Origin of the sequence: Streptomyces sp. NBC_00090, from assembly GCF_045160815.1 — a bacterium.
Taxonomy (GTDB): domain Bacteria; phylum Actinomycetota; class Actinomycetes; order Streptomycetales; family Streptomycetaceae; genus Streptomyces.
In genome coordinates this window covers 8,025,588-8,043,712 of record NZ_CP108224.1, presented here as the reverse complement: position 1 = coordinate 8,043,712, position 18,125 = coordinate 8,025,588, and the positions used below count along the sequence as shown (strand labels likewise).

Below are 18,125 nucleotides of genomic sequence, written 5' to 3'. Positions count from 1 at the left end.
CGGGACCGTCATCGGACTCGGCCCGACGGGGCAGGCGGGTGGGGGGACCGGCTCGCCCGCCGCGTGACCTGGGAGGCGATCTCCATCGCGAGCCCGCCGGCGGTGCCGAGCAGCCCGAACAGCGCTGTCAGTACCAGCAGGAGCAGTCCCGTGTGGTCGTCGAGGGCCCGGGCCTGGACCGTGGTGGCCGCGACGGTGCCCGACTGCGCGCTGAGCGAGAAGCGGGAGTCGTTGGAGTTCGCGCGGTGGTCGCCGAGCAGGAACAGCCTCCCCTCCGGCACCACCACGTCGTACGCGGGGGCCGCGCCGGACGGATCACCGTCCTTCACGTACGGCTCCGTCAGCGGACTGCCGTTCACCGTCACCGGCCCGCCGGGGCTCTGACGGACGTGGTCGCCGCCTGTGCCGATCACACGACGCAGCACGGGCCTGTTCTCGTAGCGGTCCTCCGTCCGGTGGAGCACCACATCGCCCCGCCTGACCTCGTCCGCATCGATTCGCTCGAAGAAGACGCGGTCGCCGCGTGGGTATGTCGGATCCATGGAATCGCCGTTGACGGTGGCTGTCGTGTATCCGGTGCCGAGAAGCGCGATCGCGCCCATGGCCGCAGTCAGCCCCGCTGCACCCAATATCCGTCCGGCGAGCCGCGATCGGCGCCGGCCCGTCATGACACCGGGCCGATCGGGTAGAAGTCCGGTTCCGGCATCAGCCGCGCGATGGAGAAGGGTTCGAACTCCGGGTCTGCCAGGACGCGGTAGACGAACTCGGAGGTGGACATGCTCACCTCGTGCCAGGGGTACGGGTTGCCCCGTGTGACGATCGGCCAGGTCGCCGGGTCCTCCTCCGCGGACGCCAGCCAGAAGTAGCTGCACTCCATCTCCGCGAAGGCCCAGGGAATCAGCCCTCGACGACCGGGCCGGTACACCTGGTACGGCTTGAGGACGGGATCGGGCCCTTCCTCAGGGCTGGTGTCGAGGTACGTGTGCCAGATATGGGTCAGGTCGAACTGGCGCGTGGCATCGACGCTCAGAACCCTCATGAACTCCGAGAATTCCCCCGTGCCGAATGTCTCGGCGAGTTTCTTGTAGTCCGCGGGCAGTGCGGTGCCGAGGTCTTCCTCCATGCTGTTCCAGGGGAGTTCCAGCCGAAGCGGCTCCCAGTTCGTGGTCTCGGCGATGCGCTCGACCCACATTTCTTCCACACTCCGATCGAAGAAACTGAAGGCACCTTTCATGCCCATCCCTTTCGTTGACCCGCTCTCCCGTGCAGGGGAGACCGGGACGCCGATGAGGTCGGTCGGGGAGACTTCCCTTCCGACTCGGCGTTACGGCCGGGATTATTGGCCTCTGAAATGACAACCTGTCAACTGGGGCGACAATTCGGTCCAGTTGTACCTGTGAGCCTCGATGGGCGCCGCTGGATGACAGGCCGGAAATAACCCATGGACGGCGCGAGTCCCCACACGGAAAACTGCCAATCCTGTCCACTTTGATCCGAAAGGCAGGATTGGATGGGAACGCCTGAATCGCGCAAGAGTTCGCCAGGCAGGGGCTCGGTGCTCCTCGCACTTCGTTTCTACGGAAGGGAGCTGACCCGGCTCAAACGATGGGCGGTGCCCGCGATGCTACTACCGGCACTGGGCAACATCGGAATCTTCTACATCGTGCCGCTGATCGTCGCCAAGATCGTCGGCCGCATCGCGGGGGACACCGGCGGTGGCGTCGGCCCGATGCTGCCCTACGTCCTCGGCTTCGCCGGCGTGCTGCTGTTCGCCGAGGCGCTGTGGCGCGTCGGGCTGCACTGTCTGAACCGTCTGGACGCCCTCGGCATCGAGCACCTGTACGTGATCGGGATGGACGCACTGTTCGCCAAGGACGCCGCCTTCTTCCACGACAACTTCGCCGGCTCGCTGACCAAGCGGGTACTCAGCTTCGCCTCGCGGTTCGAGGAGTTCGTCGACACGCTCACCTTCTCGGTGATGGGCAAGTTCGTGCCCCTGGTGTTCGCGTCGGTGGTGCTGTGGACGTACGAACCCCTGCTCGTGGTCGGCCTCCTGACGATGATCGCGGTCACGACGCTGTGCGTGCGGCCCCTGATCCGCCGCCGCCAGGCGCTCGTCGACCAGCGGGAGGAGGCGATCGCCCGCGTGTCGGGCCACGTCGCCGACAGCCTGATGAACATGGACACGGTCCGGTCGTTCGCCGCTGAGGAACGTGAGGCAGCCGAACACCGCTCCCGTGTGGCCGAATCGCGACGCCTCACGCTGCGTTCGTGGGACTACGGCAACCTGCGCATCGACACGCTGATCGCACCGATGTCCGTGCTGACCAACGTCCTCGGCCTGTTGCTCGCCCTCTCGCTCGGCGCGGGGGAACACGGCGTCGAGGCCGTCGTCGTCGCCTTCACCTACTACTCCAACGCCACACGGATCATGTTCGAGTTCAACCAGATCTACCGCCGCCTGGAAAGCTCGATGATCGAGGCCGCGCAGTTCACCGAACTGCTGCTGACCCCGCCGACCGTACGGGACCCGGAGACGCCGGAACCGCTCCTCTCCGAGGGCGCCGATGTCCGCTTCGAGCAGGTGACCTTCTCCCACGCGGGCGCGAAGCCGCTCTTCGAGGGCCTCGAACTGGCCGTGCCCAGCGGGGCGAAGGTGGGGTTCGTCGGCCGGTCCGGCGGCGGCAAGACCACGCTCACCCGGTTGCTGCTGCGGATGACGGACATCGACGGCGGCCGGATCACGATCGGCGGACAGGACATCAGCAGGCTGCGACAGGCCGAACTGCGCAGTCTGATCGCCTATGTGCCGCAAGACCCGGCGATGTTCCACCGCACGCTGCGGGAGAACATCGCGTTCGCCCGGCCGGACGCCACCGACGCCGAGATCCGCCGTGCGGCCGAGGCGGCGCACGTCACGGAGTTCGTCGACACGCTGCCCGAAGGCTTCGACACGATGGTGGGAGAGCGCGGAGTGAAGCTGTCCGGCGGCCAGCGCCAGCGGGTCGCCCTCGCGCGGGCGATTCTGCGCGACGCGCCGATCCTGCTGCTCGACGAGGCGACCAGCGCCCTGGACTCCGAGAGCGAGATCCTCGTACAGGACGCGCTCTGGCGCCTCATGGACGGGCGGACGGCGCTCGTCGTGGCTCATCGGCTCAGCACGGTCGCCACCATGGACCAGCTCGTCGTCCTCGACAGCGGACGCATCGTCGAGCAGGGCACGCATCACGAGCTGCTCGCCTCGGAGGGTGCCTACGCGAAGCTGTGGCAGCACCAGTCGGGCGGCTTCCTCGACGACACCGCCGCCAAGGCAGAGCAGGTGTAGACCCCGGTGGGCGCCAGCAGGCGATGAAGCCGCCGGCCCCCGGTCAAGCAGCCCCCCAGAGCTCCGGCCCCGCCCCGCCGGTGGGCGGGGCGGGGCGGGGCCGGTGGGTTGGGCCGGGGGCGTCACCGGCGCGCCGGGGGCGTCACCGGCGCACCGCCACCGCCGCCTGGTGGCCGGACGGTACGGCCACATCGGCCAGGAGCCAGCCGGGCGGGGCGGTCGGGACGGGGCCCGAGCCGACGTACTCGGCCGAGGGGTCGGCTCCGAGCCCGACCCCGGTCCCCTTCAGGTACGCCTCCTTGCGCGTCCACACCCGGGCGAAGGCGGCCGGGCGCCGGTCCCGGGCGAGCGCCGCCAGTTCGGCGGACTCGGCGGGATGGAGCACCTCGGCGAGCTCGGCGACGAGGTGCGGGGCCGGGATCCGCTCGATGTCCACGCCCACCGGGGTGGTCGCGACGGCGATCAGGCTCATCCCCTCGCAGTGGGAGAGCGAGAAGTGCAGCCGCCCGTCCGGGAGCACCGGCCGCCCGTGCGGCTCGCCGCAGCAGGGGCAGGGCGCCCGCTCCACCGTGACGCCGCGCGGTGCGACACCGAGGTGGGCGCCGAGCAGCCGGCGCAGGCCGACGTGCGCGCACAGGTACGTGGCGCGGTCGCCCGGCCGCCGGAACTCCCCGGCCCGCGCCAGCTCCTCCGCGTCGAGGACGAGGGAGGCGTACCGGGCGGCGCTGTCCTCGTGCACCTCGGTGGCGACCAGCCAGAGCTGCGGGCGGGCCGCCCGGGGACCTGGCGGCAGCACCGGCGCCGAGGGCAGTGGCGGGAGCGGGGACGGACGGAGGAGGACGGCACCGGGCCGGAGGTACGGCCCGGCCGGAGGGACGGACGGGTCGGGAGAGGGAACGGACAGGTCGGGCGGAGGGACGTAGAGGTCGGGCCCGGGTGCGTACGGGGTGGGCGGGGGTGCGGACAGGGTGGGCGGGGGTACGGGGGTCTGCGGGGTCATGTCTGCCTCACACGGACGTGGCGGTGGTCTCCGGTGCCGTACGGATGCGGTCCTCGGTGCGCCGCTCGGCGGCCTTCTCCGTGGCACCGGCGCGCAGCGCGACGGCGGCGGCGATCGGGGAGACCAGGGCGAGGCCGGCGCACAGCAGCCAGGTGCCGGTCACCCCGAGGTGCAGCGAGACCGGGGTGAAGACGGCGAGCGAGAGCGGCGCCGCGCCGATCCCGGACAGGGCGAAGGTCGACATCGCGGTGCCCATCCGGCCTTCGGGCACCGCCTGCTGATAGGCCGTGACCAGCGCCGGGCCGTTGAGGCCCGAGAGCAGGCCGACGGCGGCGGCCGCCCCGGCGAGCAGCCCGGGCGAGGGGACGAGGGCCATCGCGCCCATGCCGAGGGCCAGGCCGGTGCCCGTCACCACCAGCTTGAGGTGGGTCGGGATGCGGTGGGCGAGCGCGGCGCCGAGCGCGGCCGAGGCGAGCGCCCCCACGCTGAAGGCGGCGAGGACCAACGCGACCGCGCCCACGCCCCAGCCCTGGTCGGCGGCGCGCAGCGGCAGCGCGACCTCGGCCGGCCACAGGAAGGCCAGGTCCATCGCGAAGCACGCCACGAACATCCAGCGCAGTCGCGGGTGCACGGCGAGCAGTCGGAAGCCATCACCCGAACGGCGCAGCAGCGACGGGCCGCCCTGCGCGGCGGCCTCGGGCCGCTTCATGCCGTGCGTGACGTGCGCGGCGCAGCCGAGCCAGAGGGCACAGCCGACGGCGGCGGCCGTCATCGCGCCGGGCAGTCCGCCGACCACCACGAGCCAGGCGCCGAGCGGGGATCCCGCGATGGGGGCGAGGCGCAGCACCATGGAGAAGAGGGAGTTGGCACGGCCGAGGTGCTCCCGGGGTGCCAGGTGGGGCAGGAGGACGCCGGAGGCCGGGCCGGTGAGGCCGAGCAGGACGCCGTCGACGAGGGCGATGACGATCAGCGGCCACAGGGTGTGGGTGGTGGCGGTGACGACGGTACCCGCGACCAGGACGAGGACGCGGACGCTGGTGGCACGCAGCAGGAGGGCGCGCGGGCCGAGGATGTCGGTCAGGGCGCCGCCGAAGAGGAGCAGCAGGGCGCGGGGCAGGGTGGCGGCGAGGGTCACGGCGGTGACGGCGCCTCGGCCGCCGAGCTGGACGGCGGTCCAGCTCATGGCGATGAGGAGCGCGAAACTGCCCGCCTGGACGGCGGCCTGGCCGACGACGAGGCTGCTGATGCGGCGCCAGTCGACGGTGGGGGCGGGCGGATCGGCGAGGGGCGTGGCCATGGGGTCGGCTTTCTGTGGGCGGGGAGGACTGCTGCCTTCGGGTGGGCGGGGTCGCTGTCGTGGCGGGTGGGGCGGGTGGGGCGGGTCAGGTGCGGAGGGGGATGCGGGGAGGGCAGGTGCGGAGGCGGATGCGGGCGGGTCAGGTGCGGAGGCGGATGCGGGTGGTCGGGGGCGCGCCGTGGAGCGTGGCGGCCACCGCGAGGGCCACGGCGCGGTCGATGGCCCGGCGCAGGACGCGGGGGGCGAGGCCCCGGGGGGCGCGGAGTTCGACGTGGCCCCCGAGGTAGCCGCGGCCGGCCTCGCTGAGGGCGCGCTGCGCGGTACGGCGGGCGACGCCGTCGACGCCGTACGGCAGCGGGCCGGGGGCGCCGACGGTGACGCCGGGGGCCTCGCGCACCGAGAAGCGGGCGTGCACGGTGCGGGAGGCTCCGCTCCGGGGCGGCCTCAACACGGGACCGCTCCCTGGGCCGGGTCCCAGAGGTCGTCCGGGGCCAGGGCGGCGGGCGCGTACTTGCCGAGGGCGCTGATGAGCAGCCGGAGTTCGAGGGCGAGGGCCTCGACGAGGCGCTCCAGGCCGTGCTCGGGGTCCTCGTCGACGGCGACGAGGGCGGCGCGGCCGAGGCCGACAGCGGTGGCCCCGAGCGCGAGGGCTCGGACGGCCCTGCCGCCCTCCCAGACGCCGCCGGTGGCGAGGAGGCAGCCCTCGGGACGGCCGATCCGGCGCAGGCACTCGGCGAGGGGCAGTCCGACCTGGTCCAGGAAGACTCCGGGTGCCCAGCCGGTGCCGCCCTCGGCGCCGTCGACGGTGACGGCGTCGGCTCCGGCGGCCCAGGCGGTGCGGGCGGCCCGGTCGATGTCGCGGCCGGGGTGGAACTTCACCCAGGTGCGGGCCTTGGGGAAGTTGTTGCGCATGAAGCGGAGCTGCTGGCGGAGGATCTCCTCGGTGAAGGTGCCGGGGGTCGCGCAGCGGAGCAGCCGCGGGGCGTCCTCGCCGAAGACCTCTCGGACCGTGAAGCGGCGGGCGAGCTGCTCGGCCTCGGCGCGGCCGACGACGGTCATGCCGCCGAGGCCGGGCTTGGCGCCCTGGCCGGTCTTCAGCTCGAAGGCGAGGCGGCCGGTCTCCAGGAGGGGGCGGAAGGCGGGGTCGCTGTAGAGGAGGTTCCACACCTCGGAGTCGGCGTCCTCGGTGGACTGCTGGACGACGATGCCGCCGGCCCCGTCGGGCGCGGCCTCCAGGTAGGCCTCGACGCGGGCGCGCAGGGCGGAGCGGGTCGCGTCGCCGGCCTTGCGGTAGCCGTGGACGGGGACCATGTTCTCGCCGATGACCATGGGGATGCCGAGGCGGGCTGCCTGGCGGCTCGCGTGGACGGCGAGGTCGCCGCTGCCGGCCCGGGTGGAGCCGAAGGCGGAGAGGTAGAGGGGCAGCCGGGCCGTGAAGCCTCCGACGCGGGCGGTGAGGTCGACGTCGCCGAACTCGGGCTCGCGGGCGAGGTCGATGAGCTTCTCCAGGCGCTCCGGCATGAAGACGGGCGGGACGATCCGCGTGCGGTCCAGGGCGTCCCCGCCGTGGGCGGCGGCCGGGCCGAAGAGGTGAGCGCCGTAGGTGGCGGGGTCCGGGAAGACGGCGGCGGATCCGGTCCTGGCCCGCGCCCGCACCTGCTCCTCGGGGAAGCCGGGGGCGGAGAGCCCGGACGGGGCGGACGGGGCGGACGGGGCGGACGGGGCGGACGGAATCGAGGCCGTGAGCGGGACCGGCGAGGAGAGCGGGACGGACGAGGCGGAGCCGTTCATCGGCTCCACGGCGGGGGCAGCGGGCATCGTGATCGTCACGGGGTCACCACCCCGGGGAGCTTCGGGTAGGCGCTGACCTGCCAGAGGGCGTCGAAGCCGGTGAGGAAGCGGACCAGTCGCTGGAGGCCCATGCCGAAGCCGGCGCTGGACGGGATGCCCTCGCGGGCCTCCTTCAGGTACCAGGCGTACTTGGCGGGGTTCTCGCCGCTCTCCCGCATCCGGGTGACGAGGGTGGCGTAGTCGGCCTCGCGCTCGCTGCCGGAGACCAGCTCGCCGTAGCCGTGCGGGGCGATCAGGTCGAAGTTGCGGAGCACGCCGGGGCGGTCGGGGTCCTCGCGGTCGTAGAAGCCGCGCGAGCCCTTGGGGTAGTCGTCGACGAAGAAGGGGCGGTCGCTCTCCAGGGAGAGTATGCGCTCGCCGGTCCAGTCGATCTCGCCGTCGGGGTTCTGCGGGTGGCCGAGGGACAGCAGCCGGGCCACGGCCTCGTCGTGCGTGCGCACGTCGTACTTCCCGGCGCGGACGTCCGCGAAGTCGGCCTCCATGCGGCCGAGTCCGGTGAGGATCTCGGGGACGGTGGTCCAGACGTGCTCGGTGACGTGGGTGAGGAGCCCGGCGGCGATCTCCTGGGCCTCCTCACGGCCCGCGTCGGCGATCTCGACGTCGATCTGGTGGAACTCGACCAGGTGCCGGCCGGTGGTGGCGGTCTCCTCGGGCTCCACGCGGACGTTGGGGGCGATGTAGAAGAGCCGGGGGAAGCCGCGCAAGGACGCCTGCTTGTAGAGGATGGCGCTGGTCATGAGCTTGTACGGGTGCCCGTAGTAGTCGACGTCCAGGGCCTTGGCGCCGCGGCCGCCCGGGTCGGTGACGGGTCCGACGAGCGGCGGGAGCAGCTCGGTGAAGCCCTGGCCGCGCAGGTAGTCGCGGGCGCCCTGGAGGGCCTCCTGCTGAACGAGCATCGCGGCCCGCAGCTCGGGCGAGCGCAGGTGCTCGCCGAGCGGGGGCGGGGTGGCCGGGGCGGCGGAGGAGGGTGCGGGCTGGTCCATGGCGGGGCTCCTGATCTCGTACGGGAGGGGCGGGGTGCGGGCGGTCGGGCCGCACGGTCGGGCGGAGTCGGGGCGGGTCGAACGATCGGGTGATCGGGCGATCGGGCGGGTCAGACGGTCAGCGGGGTCGCGGCCGGACTGCCGTGGCCACCGCCGCGGTCGCGGCGGTCGGCGGGGTCGTGGTCGTACCGGTCGGCGACGTACTGGAGAGCGGTGAGCAGTCCGGCCGAGGTGAACGGGCTCGCGTCGGCGCCGCTGTCGGGGCGCAGGGGCATGGCGCCGGTGCGCGCCCAGCGGAGGCGCCCCGCGGGGTCGATGAAGCCGAGGGAGCGTCCGGCGTTGTCGGGGTGGAGGCAGAAGGGCACGTCGAGGAGGCCCCGGGCGAAGGCGGCGGGGAGGGCGCGGGCGAGGTCGGGGTGGAGGCCGAGGACGGTCTCGACGAGGGTGCGGGCCTCCTGGTAGATCTCGCCGTCCTCGGGAGCGATGTCCGGGGCGGGGGCGCCCGCGAGCGCGGCGGCGGCGGCCGCGATCTCCAGGGCGCGGACGTTCTCGTCGACGGTGGGGATCCGGTGGGCCTCGGCGGCGGTCTTGACGATGAGGCGCCCGGCTCCGGAGCGGACGGCGAGGCGGGCGGACGCCTCCAGGAGCCGGAGGGCTCCGCTCTCGGTGCGGGGGTAGACGCCCATGTACGTGTAGAGGACGACGTGGTGCTCGACGCCGACGGGGAGGAACTCGGCGGCGAGCCGGTGCAGGGCCCGCAGCGCCTCCTCGTCCTGGGTGGCGTCGGTCTGCTGGGCGTAGCTGAGAGAGACGCTGCGCAGCCCGTGCTGGACGAAGAAGAGGCACTCCAGGACGCTCATGGCGACGAGCAGGCCGGGCGGGCAGAGCTGGCCGAGGAGGCAGCCGCCGAAACTCTCCAGGTGCGGGGTGGCCGCGCTGCGTTCGGCGAGGAGTTCGCAGGCGCGGACCCAGGCGGCGACGGACTCCCGCAGCGGGGTACGGCCGTAGGGCAGGCAGTACGAGACGGGGCCGCCCTCGGTGGCGTCGAGGCCGACGGCGGTGAGGGCGCGGACGATGGCCTCGGGGCGGGCGGAGCCGTGCCGGACCTGGACGGGGAAGTCGGGTCCGCGCAGCCCGGCGAGGACGGCGCGGGTGGTGTCCGGGGAGTGGGCGGCGATGGGGTAGCCGTTGAGGCGGGCGCCGTCGGCGACGGCGGCGCGGGCGGCGTCGAGGGCGCCGACGCGGGTGTAGCTGTCGACGGTGAGGGTGCCGACGGTGTGGGCGGTGGCCGCGCGGGTGCGGGCGAGGCCGGTCCGCATGAGGTCCGGGTCGCCGAAGCCCATGCGGGGCTGGACGACGAGCCGGCCGGCGGCGGAGGCGGCGGCGACGAAGGCCCCGAAGCCGGCGCCGGAGGGGCCGGTGGCGGAGGCGGCGGTCACGCCGGGACCTCCCTGCGGGCTCTGGCGGCGAGGAAGGCGCCCAGGGCGTCGAGGTCGTCGCCGAGGACGGCGTCGCAGCCGGCGTCCAGGAGGCGCCGGACCTCCTCGTCCTGTCGGCGTCCGACGACGCCGAGCTTGCCGCCGAGCACCACGGGCAGTGCGGCGAGGGCGGGTTCGGCACGGAGCGCGCGGACGGCGTCCAGGCCGTCGCGGTAGCCGTGCCCGTTGACGCTGCTGAGCACCACCGCGTCGGGGGCGTGCCGCAGGCAGGCGTCGGTGAGCAGTTCGGCGTCGACGCAGGGGCCGAGGCCGACGACCTCGTGGCCGCGCTCCTCCAGGAAGAGCCGGAGGTACACGAGATTCCACGTATGGGAATCCGAGGCGGTTCCGCTCAAGAGAATCTTCATGCCTGAAGAGTAATTTTCCGGCGGCTCGGGAAGGGGAAGTCCAAGCGGCAGCAACGACCGGCACTTTCGCTTCGGGAAAGGAACGGGAAAGGTGCGGGAGAAAGGCATGGAAAAGGCGCCGCGCCCCGCTGTGGATGCGGGGCGCGGCGCCTTCGGGGGCGTGCTCGGGCGGGGTCAGGCGTACTGGGCGACGAGGCTGCGCGGGCGGATGTCGGTCCAGTTCACGGTGATGAACTCCAGGGCTTCACCCCGCTCACCGGGGCCCCAGAGGCTGGTCCAGCCGGCCGGTACGGCGGCGAAGGACGGCCACAGGGAGTGCTGGCCCTCGTCGTTGACGACGACGTGGAAGGTGCCCTCGGCGTTGTCGAACGGGTTGATGGAATCGCTCATGACTGGGTCCTCATTTCCTTCTTCTGGAGGGCGGAGAGCTTCTCCGCGAGAATGCTTCCGATGTGTGCGAGTGGTTCCGGTTCGGCCATCTGGAGATGTCCGCATTCGATGGTGTGGTTCTCGATGATTCCTTCGGTGAAGGGAATCCAGGTGGCGGCGAGGGCGCCTTCCGGCTCGGCCGGCCTGCGGGCGGTGAGGAACAGGAGGTCGGTGTCGGCGACGCCGGGGACGTGCCGGGCCATGAGACCGGCGTGGGTCTCGGAGGCGCGGAGCACGGCGCGGAGTTCGGAGGCGGTGAAGCCGGCGAGGACGGGATCCTCGCGGCGGATCCGCTCCATCGCCTCGGCGAGGTCGGCGGGCGGCTCGGCGGCGGCGCGCTCCTCGGGCGGCAGCACGGAGACGCTGCCGGGTCCGATCTGGTGGACGTCCATGAGCGCGAGGAGTTCGACCCGCTCCCCCGCCTCCCGGAGCCGTACGGCGACGGTGTGCGCTACGAGGCCGCCGAAGGACCAGCCGAGCAGCCGGTAGGGGCCCCAGGGCTGGATGCGGCGGATCCGCTCCAGGTAGGCGTCGGCCATCTCCTCGATGCTGCCGGGCCGGTGGCCGGGGTCGCTGAGGGAGCGGGCCTGGAGGGCGTAGAGCGGCTGGTCGTCGCCGAGGTGCCGGGCGAGGCCGGCGTAGGCCCAGCCGACGCCGGTGCCGGGGTGGACGCAGAAGAGCGGGCGGCGGGTGCCCCGGGTACTGAGCGGGAGCAGCACCCCGAGGGCGGACGCGTCGCCGCCGGCCGCGCCCGACTCCTCGTGCGAGCCGAGGAGCCCGGCCGGGGTGGGCGAGCGGAAGAGGTCGCGGACCGTGCGCTCGACGCCGAGGACGCCGCGCATCCGGTTGACGAGGCGGACGCCGAGCAGGGAGTGCCCGCCGAGGGTGAAGAAGTTGTCGTCGATGCCGACTTCGGGGACGTCGAGGATCTCGGCGAAGAGCGCGCAGAGGACCTCCTCGCGGGCGTTGCGCGGGGCGCGGCCGCCGGGGTCGGCGGCGGGCCGGTGCGGGGCGGGCAGGGCGGCCCGGTCGGGCTTGCCGTTGACGGTGAGCGGCAGGGCATCGAGGACGACGACCGCGGACGGCACCAGGTGTTCGGGGAGCAGGGCGCGGGTCTCGGCGAGGAGTTCGGCCTCGGTGACGGCGTCGCCCGCGCGGGGGACCACGTATCCGACGAGGCTCTTGTCGCCGGGCCGGTCCTCGCGGACGACGGCGAGGGCCTGGCCGACCGCCGGGTGGGCGGCGAGCACCCGCTCGACCTCGCCGGGCTCGATGCGCACGCCCCGGAGCTTGATCTGTCCGTCGGCCCGTCCGAGGAAGCGGAGTTCGCCGTCGGGGGTCCACAGCACGCGGTCGCCGGTGCGGTACATGCGGCTGCCGTCGCCCTCGAAGGGGTCGGGGACGAACCGTTCGGCGGTGAGGCCGGAACGTCCGACGTAGCCCCGCGCGACGTGTCCGCCCGCGACGTACAGCTCGCCGGGGACGCCGGGCGGGACGGGGCGGAGGTGCTCGTCGAGGACGTGGCTGCGGGTGTTGTCCATGGGCCGCCCGAGGTGGAGTCCGGCCCCGCGCAGGACGCGCCGCTCGCCGGGCTTCGCGGTGAACCACTGGTTGTGGGAGGCGAAGGTGGTCTCGGTGGGGCCGTAGGAGTGCACGAGGACGGTGTCCGGGCAGTGCGTGAGGACCCGCTGGACGGCGGCCGGGGAGGCCACGTCGCCGCCGGTCCACACCTCGCGCAGCAGGCGGAGGGTGTCGAGTCCCTCGTCGGCCATGACGTGGAAGAGGCCGACGGTGAAGTAGGCGGTGGTGACGCCGTGGCGGCGGACGGCGCGGGCGGTCTCGTCGAGGTCGGTGCCGTCGCCGGTCAGCAGGACGAGGCTGCCGCCGCCGAGGAGCGGGGCCCAGATCTCGAAGACGGAGGCGTCGAAGCCGGTCGCGGAGTGGACGAGCATGCGCCGGTCCCGGCCGAGGGAGAGGTCGCGGTCGGCGGCGAGTTCGACGACGTTGCGGTGGGTGACGCCGACGCCCTTGGGCCGGCCGGTGGACCCGGAGGTGAACATCACGTACATGAGGTCGTCCTCGGATGCCTCGGTGTCCGCGGTGTCCGCGCCGCCCTCCGGGACGCTCTCCCCGACCGCCGCGTCGACGCGCAGCACGGGCGTGCCCTCCGGCGGGGTGTGGTCGCGGTCGGTGGCGACGAGGCGGGCCCCGGCGTCCTCCAGCATCAGCCGGATCCGCGCCTCGGGCAGCCGGGGGTCGAGCGGCAGGTAGGCGGCGCCGGTCTTGAGGGCGGCGAGGGCGGTCACGACCAGCGGGACGCCCCGGCCCAGCAGGACGCCGACGGTGTCGCCGCGCCGGACTCCGGCGGCACGCAGCCGGGCGGCGAGCGCGTCGGCGCGGGCGTCGAGACCGGCGTAGGTGAGGGTCTCGTCGTCGGTGAGGAGGGCGGGCGCGTCGGGGGTGCGGGCGGCACGGCGGGCGATCAGCCCGTGGACGGTGCCGCGTTCGGGCAGGACGGTGGCGGTGTCGTTGTAGTCGGCGACGAGCCGGAAGCGGTCGGCGTCGGTGAGCAGGGGCAGTTCCCCGATCCGTACGCCGGGGTCGGCGGCGGCGGCGCGCAGGGTCCGCTCCAGGTGGGCGGCGAGCAGGGCGGCGGTGGAGGCGTCGAACAGGTCGGTGGCGTACTCCAGTCCGCCGACGAGGCCGGCGGGGCGGCCGTCTGCGTCGCGCCGCTCGTCGAGGGCGAAGGTGAGGTCGAACTTGGTGGTGACGGTGGTGAGGAGTCCGGGCCCGTCCTCGCGGAAGAGGCGCGCGGCGGTGTCCGCGCCGGGGACGCCCCGCGTGTAGTCGTGGTGGAGCTGGACGACGATCTGCGCGAGCGGGTGGTGGGCGGTGGTGCGGACCGGGTTGAGGTCCTCGACGACCCGGTCGAAGGGGAGTTCCTGGTGGGCGTAGGCGGCCAGGTCGGTGCGCCGGACGCGGTCGAGGAGCTCGGTGAAGGCGGGGTCGCCGGAGGTGTCGGTGCGCAGCACGAGGGTGTTGACGAAGAAGCCGACGAGTCCGCCGAGGAGTTCGTCGTCGCGGCCGGCGGTCATGGTGGCGAGCGGCAGGTCGGTGCCTGCGCCGTGCCGGGTGAGGACGGCGGCGAGGGCGGCCTGGAGGACCATGAAGAGGGTGGCGCCGCTGTCGCGGGCGAGGTTCTCCAGCGCCTCGTGGGTGGCGGCGTCGAGGGTGACGGGGGCGCGGTCGCCCCGGTGGCTCGCCTCGGCGGGCCGGGGGCGGGCGGCGGGCAGTTCGAGGGCGGCGGGGGCTCCGGCGAGGGTGGTGCGCCAGTGGTCGCGGTGGGCGTCGGCCCCGGGGCCCTCGAGGAGGTCGTGCTGCCAGAGGGTGTAGTCGGCGTACTGGACGGGCAGCGGCTCCCAGCCGGGGGCGCGGCCCTCGGCGCGGGCCCGGTAGGCGCCGGCGAGGTCGGCGAGGAGCGGTCCGGTGGACCAGCCGTCGGCGGCGATGTGGTGGACGAGCAGGACGACCACCTGCCCGTGTCCGTCGGCGGCACCGTCCCCGGGGCTGAGGAGCGCGGCCCGCAGCGGGGTCTCCTCGGCGAGGTCGAAGACGTGTCCTGCGGCCTCGGCGACGGCGTCGGCGAGCCGGTCGGCGGGGACGGTGCGGTGGTCGAGGGCGGGCCGGACGCCGGTCAGGATCTGCTGGTGGGGTTCGCCGTCGACGGCGCGGTAGCGGGTGCGGAGCACCTCGTGCCGGTCGGAGACGTCGGCGAGGGCGTCGGCGAGCACGGCGGGGTCGAGGGGCTCGGCGGGGTGCAGGACGAGCGGGATGTTGTAGGAGGCGCTGGGGCCTTCGAGGGTGTCGATGAACCAGAGCCTGCGCTGGGCGTAGGAGAGGGGGACGCGGTCGGGCCGGTCGGCGCGCGGGGCGGGCCGGGGCCGGGCGGGGGCGGCCGGGGCGCCGTCGGCCGCGTCGGCGGTGCCGTCGGTGGCGGCGGCGATGCGGCGGGCGAGGGCCTCGGGGGTGGGGGCGAGGAGCAGGTCTCGGACCTGGATGTCGGCGCCGAGGCGGGCGCGGACGCGGTTGGCGAGACGGACGCCGCTCATGGAGTGCCCGCCGATGGTGAAGAAGTCCTCGTGCGGGCCGACCTGGTCGAGCCCGAGGACCTCGGCGAACATCGCGCACAGGGTGTCGACGAGCTCGCCGTCGGCGCCCTCGCCGGTATCGGCGGTATCGGCGGGCGTCTCGGTGTCGCCCGCGCGGGCGCGGCGCTCGTCGAGGGCGCGGCGGTCGTCGGCGGGGACGAGGACCTCGTCCCGTACCGCGGTGCCGGGGTCGGCGGCGGCGGTGCGCAGGGCGCGTTCGAGGGCGGTGAGGAGGAGCCGGGGCACCTGCTCGTCGGCGAAGACGTCCCTGGCGTACTCCAGGCCGAGCCGGAGGCCGGCGGGGGCTCCGTCGGCGTCGCGGGTGTCGACGCAGGCGGCGGTGAGGTCGAACTTGGTGGTGGCGGGGGCTTCCTCCTCGACGAACCGGCCGGTGACCGGGCCGAACGGGAAGGCGCCCTGGTCGGGTCCGGTGGCGCGCAGGGTGAGCATCACCTGGAAGAGGGGGTGGACGCCGGGCTGCCGGGGCGGGTTGAGGTGTTCGACGAGCAGGTCGAAGGGGATCCGCTGGTGGGCGAAGGCTCCCAGGTCGGTGTCGCGGACGCGGTCGAGGAGCGTGGTGAAGGCGGGGTCGCCCGAGGTGTCGGTGGGCAGGACGAGGGTGTTGACGAAGAAGCCGACGAGCTCGTCGAGGGCCTCGTCGTCCCGGCCGGCGACGGGGGTGCCGAGGGCGACGGCGTCGCCCGCGCCGGTGGCGCGCAGGGCAAGTCCCAGGGCGGCCTGGAGGACCATGAGGAGGCTGGCGTCGTGCTGTTCGGCGAGGTGGACGAGGCGGGCGTGGACGTCCGCGTCGAGGGCGGTCTCCAGCATGGCGCCCGCGTGGTCGCGGACGGCGGGCCGGGGCCGGTCGAGCGGCAGGGCGGTGACGGCGGGCTGTCCGGCGAGGGCGACGCGCCAGTGGGCGAGGCCCTGGGCGAGGACGGAGTCCGGGTCGTCTGCGTCGCCGAGGACGTCGTGCTGCCAGAGGGTGTAGTCGGCGTACTGGACGGGCAGCGGCTCCCACTCGGGGGCACGGCCCTCGGCGCGGGCCGTGTAGGCGCGGGCGAGGTCGGTCATCAGCGGGGTGAGGGACCAGCCGTCCCCGGCCACGTGGTGGAGCAGCACCGCGAGGGTGGCCCCGGCGGCTCCGCCCTCGGGGAGGAACAGGGCGACGCGCAGCGGCAGTTCGCGGGAGAGGTCGAAGGTCTCTGCGGTGAACCGGGCGATCAGGTCCGGGAGTTCCGCCGAGGGAGCGTCGACCGTGCGGAGCCGGACGGCGGCAGGGGCGAGGATGTGCTGGTACGGCTCGTCCTCGGGGGCGAGGAAGACGGTGCGGAGCACCTCGTGCCGTTCGGTGAGGTCCGCGACGGCGGCGGCGAGCGCGGCCCGGTCGGGAGCCGTGTCCAGGTGCAGGACGATCGGCATGTTGTAGGCGCCGGACGGCCCGTCGAACTGGTCGAGCAGCCACAGGCGCCGCTGGGCGTGCGAGAGCGGGACCCGGTCCTCGGCAGGCAGCGGCTCCTCGTGGACGACGGGCAGCCGGGGGTCGGTGGTCCGCAGCACCTTGCGGTTGATCTTGCCGGAGCTGGTGCGGGGCAGGGCGACGACGACGGAGACGGTGGGGACGGCCGCGGCGGGCATCCGGTCCCGCACGTGGGTGCGCAGTTCCTCGGCGCCGGTGCCGCCGTCGGTGACGACGAAGGCGACGAGCCGCTTGACGCCGTCGGTGTCCTGCTGGGCGACGACGGCGGCCTCCCGGACGGCGGGGTGTCCGGCGAGAACGGAGTCGACGGCGGCGGGGTCGATGCGCTGGCCGCCGATCTTCACCTCGTCGTCGAGTCGCCCGTGGTAGAGGATCTGCCGGTCCTCGCCGAGGGTGACGAGGTCGCCGGTGCGGTAGGCGCGTTCGCCGTCGAGCTCGGTGAAGCGGCGGGCGTTCAGCTCGGGCCGGTGCAGATAGCCCCGGGTGAGGCCGCCGCCGAGGAGCCACAGCTCGCCGCCGACGATCGCGGCCCGCACGCCGGGCAGCGGGCGCCCGATCGGCACCGGCCCGGCCTCGTGCCGGGTGAGGTCGGCGACGGTGGCGACGACGGTCGTCTCGGTCGGCCCGTATGCGTTGAGCAGCCGTACGGAGTCGCCGACGAGACCGCGCCACTGGCCGATCCGCTCGGGCAGGGCGGCCTCGCCGTAGATGATGACGGTCCGCAGGCAGTCCGGGAGGCGGACGGAACCGGTGGTGAGGACGTAGACCAGCTCGTGCCAGTAGGCGGCGGGCAGGTCGAGCAGGGTGACCCCGTGCCGGGCGCATCCGGCGAGGAGCTCGGCGACGTCGAGCATGTCGTCGGTGCGCAGGACGAGGGTGCCGCCCGCGCCGAGGGTCGCGAAGACCTCCTGGACGCTGGCGTCGAAGTGCAGCGGACTGAACTGGAGGACGACCGAGTCGGCGTCGATGCCGTAGGCGGGGACGGCGCCGGCGATGAAGTGGGCGAGGGAGTCGTGGGCGACGACGACGCCGTTGGGGACGCCGGTGGAGCCGGACGTGTAGATGACGTAGGCGGCGCCCGCGTCGGCGCCGGGTCCGCCGAGGACCAGTTCGCCGTGGCGGGCCACCTCGGACGGGGCGGGCGCGGCCGCGCCGCAGGCGTCGTCGAGGATGGCCGCGTTGCGGGCGTCGGGCGCCTGGACGTCGAGCGGCAGGTAGGCGGCGCCGGTGGCGAGGACGGCGAGCAGGCCGACGATCGCGTCGATGCCGCGCGGCCGGTGCAGGGCGACGAGCCGGCCGGGACCGGCCCCGTCGGCGGTGAGCCGGGCGGCCCGCTCGCGGACGGCGGCGCCGAGCTCGGCGTACGTCAGCCGCGCGTCGGCGTGGACGAGGGCGACCGCGTCGGGGCGGGTGCGCTCCTGCCGGGCGATCAGGTCGAGCACGGGCGGGGCGGGGGCGGGAGAGGGTCCGCCGTCGAGCAGGTCTTCCGCTCTGCTGGGGGCCATGCTGGCTTCCTCCGGTGACTGGGGCCGAGAGACCGGGGCGAACGGTTCCTCTCGCCTCCGTGCCGTCCACGCTAGGTGCGCCCGGGGCGGTCCCGGGGCAGTAGACGCGGCAGCTCCGGGCGGCAGGAGTGCCGCCCGGAGCTGCCGGTGCGCGGGGATGTCACGGGTGGGTGGGCCCCGGTGTCGCCGGGGCCTTGTGGGGTCCGGGACGGGTGAGTGGCCTGGTGCGGCCGGCGGTGGACGGCGGGCCTCGTGGGCCCT

12 protein-coding genes are annotated in these 18,125 nt (G+C 74.2%); 1 reads left to right on the top strand and 11 read right to left on the bottom strand.

Translation table 11 applies throughout. From position 1 onward, the window contains the following. Positions 1-8 precede the first annotated feature (8 nt). Together lepB and OG361_RS35745 are read right to left on the bottom strand one after the other, a co-directional pair. On the bottom strand, positions 9-668 hold the full coding sequence (gene lepB, locus OG361_RS35750) for a signal peptidase I (protein ID WP_405860285.1): 660 nt from the start codon (positions 666-668) through the stop codon (positions 9-11). Continuing rightward, positions 665-1,201, bottom strand: a complete 537-nt coding sequence (locus OG361_RS35745; RefSeq protein WP_405860283.1) for a hypothetical protein — start codon at positions 1,199-1,201, stop codon at positions 665-667. Before OG361_RS35745 ends, lepB begins: the two co-directional genes overlap by 4 nt. Positions 1,202-1,510: 309 nt before the next feature. Here OG361_RS35745 and OG361_RS35740 point away from each other — a divergent pair, with 309 nt between their 5' ends. After that, positions 1,511-3,325, top strand: coding sequence for an ABC transporter ATP-binding protein (locus OG361_RS35740; RefSeq protein WP_405860281.1), 1,815 nt, complete (start codon positions 1,511-1,513; stop codon positions 3,323-3,325). A 142-nt stretch (positions 3,326-3,467) separates the two neighbouring features. Here the strand turns inward: OG361_RS35740 and OG361_RS35735 are convergent, their stop codons facing one another. The 9 genes from OG361_RS35735 to OG361_RS35695 all read right to left on the bottom strand — a co-directional run bounded on the left by OG361_RS35735 (position 3,468) and on the right by OG361_RS35695 (position 17,864). After that, positions 3,468-4,325, bottom strand: a complete 858-nt coding sequence (locus OG361_RS35735) for a 4'-phosphopantetheinyl transferase family protein (protein WP_405860279.1) — start codon at positions 4,323-4,325, stop codon at positions 3,468-3,470. Between the two features lie 7 nt (positions 4,326-4,332). Continuing rightward, the gene (locus OG361_RS35730; RefSeq protein WP_384562705.1) at positions 4,333-5,622 is read right to left on the bottom strand and encodes an MFS transporter; all 1,290 of its coding nucleotides are present in this window, start codon (positions 5,620-5,622) and stop codon (positions 4,333-4,335) included. A 139-nt stretch (positions 5,623-5,761) separates the two neighbouring features. Continuing rightward, the gene (locus OG361_RS35725) at positions 5,762-6,073 is read right to left on the bottom strand and encodes a hypothetical protein (protein WP_405860277.1); all 312 of its coding nucleotides are present in this window, start codon (positions 6,071-6,073) and stop codon (positions 5,762-5,764) included. Beyond that, positions 6,067-7,452: a glutamate synthase-related protein gene (locus OG361_RS35720; protein WP_405860275.1), complete on the bottom strand. Its 1,386-nt coding sequence runs from the start codon at positions 7,450-7,452 to the stop codon at positions 6,067-6,069. Before OG361_RS35720 ends, OG361_RS35725 begins: the two co-directional genes overlap by 7 nt. Beyond that, a complete protein-coding gene (locus OG361_RS35715) occupies positions 7,449-8,456 on the bottom strand; it encodes an asparagine synthetase A (protein ID WP_384562712.1) in 1,008 nt (335 codons plus the stop codon). The genes OG361_RS35720 and OG361_RS35715 overlap by 4 nt, the downstream gene beginning before the upstream one ends. A gap of 110 nt (positions 8,457-8,566) precedes the next feature. Further along, on the bottom strand, positions 8,567-9,895 hold the full coding sequence (locus OG361_RS35710; protein WP_405860273.1) for a methylaspartate mutase: 1,329 nt from the start codon (positions 9,893-9,895) through the stop codon (positions 8,567-8,569). Further along, entirely contained in the window at positions 9,892-10,302 is a 411-nt protein-coding gene (locus tag OG361_RS35705; RefSeq protein ID WP_405860271.1) for a cobalamin B12-binding domain-containing protein, read from the bottom strand. The genes OG361_RS35710 and OG361_RS35705 overlap by 4 nt, the downstream gene beginning before the upstream one ends. A gap of 174 nt (positions 10,303-10,476) precedes the next feature. After that, positions 10,477-10,692, bottom strand: a complete 216-nt coding sequence (locus tag OG361_RS35700) for an MbtH family protein (protein ID WP_405860269.1) — start codon at positions 10,690-10,692, stop codon at positions 10,477-10,479. After that, positions 10,689-17,864, bottom strand: coding sequence for an amino acid adenylation domain-containing protein (locus tag OG361_RS35695; protein WP_405860267.1), 7,176 nt, complete (start codon positions 17,862-17,864; stop codon positions 10,689-10,691). The genes OG361_RS35700 and OG361_RS35695 overlap by 4 nt, the downstream gene beginning before the upstream one ends. Positions 17,865-18,125 lie beyond the last annotated feature (261 nt).